The sequence below is a fragment of the Aeromonas sp. 604176 genome (genome assembly GCF_049170755.1).
GTDB lineage: Bacteria > Pseudomonadota > Gammaproteobacteria > Enterobacterales > Aeromonadaceae > Aeromonas > Aeromonas veronii_A.
This window is the reverse complement of record NZ_JAAKNE010000181.1, coordinates 1-4,773: the sequence shown is the minus strand read 5'-3', so window position 1 is coordinate 4,773 and position 4,773 is coordinate 1. Positions and strand designations below refer to the sequence as shown.

Genomic DNA, 4,773 nt, shown 5'->3' with positions numbered 1-4,773 from the left:
GGGAGCCGCTCGCCTCGATGGCTGCGGCCATCAGTTCCGGGCGGGCAAACTTGCCGGTGCCGGTAAAGAGACGCGATGAGAAGGTGTGATCGGCAATCTTGAGCATGTCAGCCTCCGGCAATGGCGGTGAAGAGATGGAGTTCGTCTCCGTCATTGAGACGGGTCTCGGCCCAGCGGCCACGGGGCAGCACGGCGCCGTTAAGGGCCACCGCTATGCCCTGTGGATTAACGTCTTGCGCCGCCAGCAGGTCGGCCACGCTCTGCCCTGCCGTCAGCGGCTGGGCTTTATCGTTGAGTCGAATGGTGAGGGTCATGGGGTGATCTCCTTATCGTGTGTCGGGCATCGGCGCTGCCCGCAGACCGGGCAATCGGGGTCGGGAGCCAGAGTGAGAGTCTGCCACTGATGGGTCAAAGCATCGAAGCGACGCAATGTGCCAGCGACCGGGCTCGGCATCCCGAGCAGCAGCTTCAGTGCCTCCAGCGCCTGCAGGGAGCCCATCACCCCGACCAGCGGGCCGGTGACGCCGCTGGTCTCGCAGCTCTGACTCACCTTGGTATCCAGCGGATAGAGGCAGGCGTAGCAGGCGTGCTCACTGCTGGTGCGCACCATCAGCTGCCCCTGCCAACCCACTGCGGCGGCGGAGATCCAGGGCTTGCCCTGAGCCACGCAGGCGGCGTTGATGGCCTGGCGGGTGGCGAGGTTGTCGCAGCAGTCGATCACCAGATCTACCTCGGCCACAAACTCCGGCAGGCTGGCGGCATCGAGCCGCTGGTTAATGGCAATCAGCTCCACCAGCGGGTTGTGGGCGGCCAAGCGCTCGCGGGCCAGCTCCGCCTTGGAGTGGTTGACTGCCTCGCTATCGAACAGGATCTGGCGCGGCAGATTGCTGGAGTCCACCGTATCGCCATCGGCCAGCCACAAGGTGCCCACCCCGGCCCCGGCCAGATAGAGGGCGAGCGGCGAGCCAAGCCCGCCAAGGCCAACGATCAGCACGGACTTATCTTTCAGCCGCGCCTGACCCGCCTCCCCCACTTCCGCCAGCATCAGCTGGCGGCCGTATCGCAAATACTCTTTGTCACTAAGAGAAGCGGCATCAGAGCGCATGTTCCACCTCCCTTATGGCAGAAGCCGAGCGTGGCTCATCCCCCGCCCCCACGGCCGCGAGCAGCCGTTCGGTCGCCCCCTGCCAGTCATCGCTAGCCGTGATGGCCGAGACCAGCGCGATACTGCCGACCCCGCTTGCCTTGACCGCCGCCACCCGCTCCTCGCTGATGCCGCCGATGGCCACCGTCGGCCAGTCGCACATCAGGGCGCGGTAGCGGTGCAGCCGCACCAGCCCCTGCGGGCGCGAAGGCATCGCCTTGGTGTTGGTCGGGAAGATATGACCCAGCGCCATATAGGAGGGGGCCAGCTCGCGGGCTCGCATCAGCTCGAAGTAGCCGTGGGTGGAGATGCCAAGGCGCAGCCCGGCCGCCTGAATGGCAGCGAGATCGGCGGTCTCCATATCCTCCTGCCCCAGATGCACGCCCCAGGCGCCCGCCTCGATGGCCTGCTGCCAGTAGTCGTTGATAAAGAGCCGCGCCCCATGGCGGCGACCGAGCGCTACCGCATCGCGAATGGCCGGTGCCACCTGAGCGGCAGGCAAATTCTTGATCCGCAGCTGGATGGTCTTGACCCCCTGCCCCAGCAAGCGGCGCAGCCACTTGACCGAATCCACCACCGGATAGAGGCCGAGGTTGGGTTCGGTCGGCGCGAAGGGGCCCTGCGGCAGGCGGGCGCTGCTCGCTTCATAAAGCCCGAAGCGGCGATCGAGGGCAGACCCTGCCAGCACGGCACGGGGGAAGTGGGCCAGATCGGCAGGCCAGCCAAGATGGGCGATGGGGCCGGGGCCTGCCCCCACTCCTTGCGCCGCCGCCAAGCCCTGTTGCAGGTAGGCACGAGCGAGGGTGATGGCATCCTCTACCGGATAATCCTGCGCCACCACGGCGGCGATGGCGCTGGCGTAACAGCAGCCGGTGCCGTGGCCATGGCGGGTATTCAGGCGCGGCGCGGCCAGCCAGAATTCGCGGGTCTCATCCTGGTAGTAGTCGAGGCAGAGATCGCCGCTCCACTCCAGATGGCCGCCCTTGACCAGCACAGCGCGGGCGCCGAGTTCACGCAGACGGCGGGCGGCGAGGCGCGCCAGTTCGGGGCTGCTGACCGGCAAGCCGGTCAGGGCTTCCAGCTCGGGGCCGTTGGGGGTGATCAAGGAGAGGCGCGGTAACAGCTGCTCGCGCACCGCCTCCAGCATATTGGGCTCCGCCATCGGGGTGCCGGTGCTGGCGATGGCCACCGGGTCGTAGACCACGAAGGGAGCCTCGATGGCAGCCAGTCGGCGGGCCAGCACCTCAACGTGAAGCCGGGTCGGCAGCAGGCCGATCTTGATGGCGGCAGGCGGCAGATCGACGCCAAGGGCGTCGATCTGGGCGGTGAAGGTCTGCATCAGCACGGGGTCGACCATCTTCACCGCCACCGAGTTCTGGGCGGTGATGGCGGAGATGACCGAACAGCCGTGCACACCGAGATCGTGCAATGTGTGCAAGTCGGCCTGAATGCCGGCGCCGCCGCCGGAGTCGGAACCGGCGATGGTCCAGACCACAGGTAGCGAGTCCGTCACTGGCGACAGGTCGGCGGGGCTGACAGCCCCGCTTGCACTGCTCACGCCTCCTCCCCTGCAGCCTGTTTCAGCGCCGCCGCCTGGTGGTAGATCTCACCGCCAGTCTCCTTGAAAGTCTCAGCCATGCGGGCCATGCCGCTCTCGACCTGAGCCACCACCTGCTCCTGCTGGCCATCCATACCGACCAGCTTGATCTCAACGGCTTCCAATTTCGCCGCGTAATCACGCACATCCTGAGTGATCTTCATGGAGCAGAACTTGGGCCCGCACATGGAGCAGAAGTGAGCCACCTTGCCGGACTCCTGCGGCAGGGTCTCGTCGTGGTAGGCACGGGCGGTATCGGGGTCAAGGGCCAGATTGAACTGATCCTCCCAGCGGAATTCGAAGCGCGCCTTGGACATGGCGTTGTCGCGGATCTGGGCGCCCGGGTGCCCCTTGGCAAGATCGGCGGCGTGGGCGGCGATCTTGTAGGTAATCAGCCCCTGCTTCACATCCTCCTTGTTGGGCAGCCCCAGATGCTCCTTGGGGGTGACGTAGCAGAGCATGGCACAGCCGTACCAGCCGATGAGCGCGGCACCGATGCCGGAGGTGAAGTGATCGTAACCCGGCGCGATGTCGGTGGTGAGCGGGCCAAGGGTGTAGAACGGCGCCTCGTGGCAATGCTCCAGCTGCTCGGTCATGTTGCGCTCGATCATGTGCATCGGCACATGACCCGGCCCCTCGATCATCACCTGTACGTCGTACTCCCAGGCGATCTTGGTCAGCTCGCCCAGAGTGCGCAGCTCGGCGAACTGGGCCTCGTCGTTGGCGTCATAGACGGAGCCCGGACGCAGACCGTCGCCCAGCGACAGCGCCACGTCATAGGCGGCGCAGATCTCGCAGATCTCGCGGAAGTGCTGGTAGAGGAAGTTCTCCTTGTGATGGGAGAGGCACCACTTGGCCATGATGCTGCCACCGCGCGACACGATGCCGGTGAGGCGCTTGGCAGTCATGGGCACGAAGCGCAGCAGGACGCCGGCGTGGATGGTGAAGTAGTCCACCCCCTGCTCGGCCTGCTCCAGCAGGGTATCGCGGAACAGCTCCCAGGTGAGCTCTTCGGCGATGCCGTTGGTCTTCTCCAGCGCCTGATAGATAGGCACGGTACCGATGGGCACCGGGCTGTTGCGCAGGATCCACTCGCGGGTCTCGTGGATGTAGCGGCCGGTGGAGAGATCCATCACAGTGTCGGCGCCCCAGCGGGTCGACCAGACCAGCTTTTCGACTTCCTCTTCGATGCTGGAGGTGACCGCCGAGTTGCCGATGTTGGCGTTGATCTTCACCAGGAAGTTGCGGCCGATGATCATCGGCTCCGCTTCCGGGTGGTTGATGTTGCTGGGGATGATGGCGCGACCGGCGGCCACCTCATCGCGCACAAATTCGGGGGTGATGTTCTGGGGCAAACGGGCACCGAAATCGCGGCCCGGATGCTGGGTACGCAGGAGCTCGGAGCGCACCCGCTCGCGACCCATGTTTTCGCGAATGGCGATAAATTCCATCTCGGGAGTGACGATGCCGGCACGGGCATAGTGCAGCTGGGTAACCCGACGACCCGGCTTGGCGCGGCGCGGTTTCGGCAGATGCTCGAAGCGCAGGTGATCCAGCCCCTCATCGGCCAGACGCTCCTGGGTGAAGGTGGAGCTGAGCCCCGGCAGTTCGTCGGTGTCATCCCGCTCCAGCACCCAGTTCTCCCGCAGGCGCGGCAGGCCGCGGCGCACGTCGATGGCGACCCCCTCCTCCCCGTAACGGCCCGAGGTGTCGTAGACCGGCACCGGCTCGTTGGGCTCGAATTGGGGATTTTCTTTGGTGCCGCCGACGAAGGTATCGGCCAGCTGGATTTCACGCAGGGGCACCCGGATATCGGCGCGGGAGCCTTCGATAAAGATGCGGCGGGAGTTGGGGTGAGCCATCCCCTTGAGGCTGTCGATAAAGGCCTGAGCGCTGGATCGCTGCTCGCGGCGGCTGGATTTGGCGATATCAGATACGGAAGTAGACATAGCAAAACTCACATTAACTGGTTGAAGTTATGGGTATTTGCTTGTCTGGAGTTCGAGGAGAAGATGAACTTGCGGCGGGGTGT

4 protein-coding genes and 1 pseudogene are annotated in these 4,773 nt (G+C 65.4%); all 5 read right to left on the bottom strand.

Going from position 1 to position 4,773, the window contains the following annotated elements:
* Nucleotides 1–106: pseudogene (locus G5358_RS20095) on the bottom strand (thiazole synthase); the annotation flags it as partial.
* 1 nt (nucleotide 107) lies between these two features.
* Nucleotides 108–314 (bottom strand): sulfur carrier protein ThiS, encoded by a 207-nt coding sequence (gene thiS / locus G5358_RS20090; RefSeq protein ID WP_111900298.1) that lies wholly within the window; start codon nucleotides 312–314, stop codon nucleotides 108–110.
* Nucleotides 311–1,105: a HesA/MoeB/ThiF family protein gene (locus G5358_RS20085; RefSeq protein WP_421324787.1), complete on the bottom strand. Its 795-nt coding sequence runs from the start codon at nucleotides 1,103–1,105 to the stop codon at nucleotides 311–313. The genes thiS and G5358_RS20085 overlap by 4 nt, the downstream gene beginning before the upstream one ends.
* On the bottom strand, nucleotides 1,095–2,702 hold the full coding sequence (thiE, locus tag G5358_RS20080; RefSeq protein WP_421324786.1) for a thiamine phosphate synthase: 1,608 nt from the start codon (nucleotides 2,700–2,702) through the stop codon (nucleotides 1,095–1,097). The genes G5358_RS20085 and thiE overlap by 11 nt, the downstream gene beginning before the upstream one ends.
* Complete coding sequence (gene thiC / locus G5358_RS20075) at nucleotides 2,699–4,690, bottom strand: phosphomethylpyrimidine synthase ThiC (RefSeq protein WP_421324785.1); 1,992 nt, start codon at nucleotides 4,688–4,690, stop codon at nucleotides 2,699–2,701. The genes thiE and thiC overlap by 4 nt, the downstream gene beginning before the upstream one ends.
* Nucleotides 4,691–4,773: the final 83 nt, after the last annotated feature.

Excerpts from the sequence above, each read along its gene's own strand:
- thiC (WP_421324785.1), bottom strand. The coding sequence starts at position 4,690 with ATGTCTACTTCCGTATCTGATATCGCCAAATCCAGCCGCCGCGAGCAG.
- G5358_RS20085 (WP_421324787.1), bottom strand. The coding sequence starts at position 1,105 with ATGCGCTCTGATGCCGCTTCTCTTAGTGACAAAGAGTATTTGCGATAC.
- thiS (WP_111900298.1), bottom strand. The coding sequence starts at position 314 with ATGACCCTCACCATTCGACTCAACGATAAAGCCCAGCCGCTGACGGCA.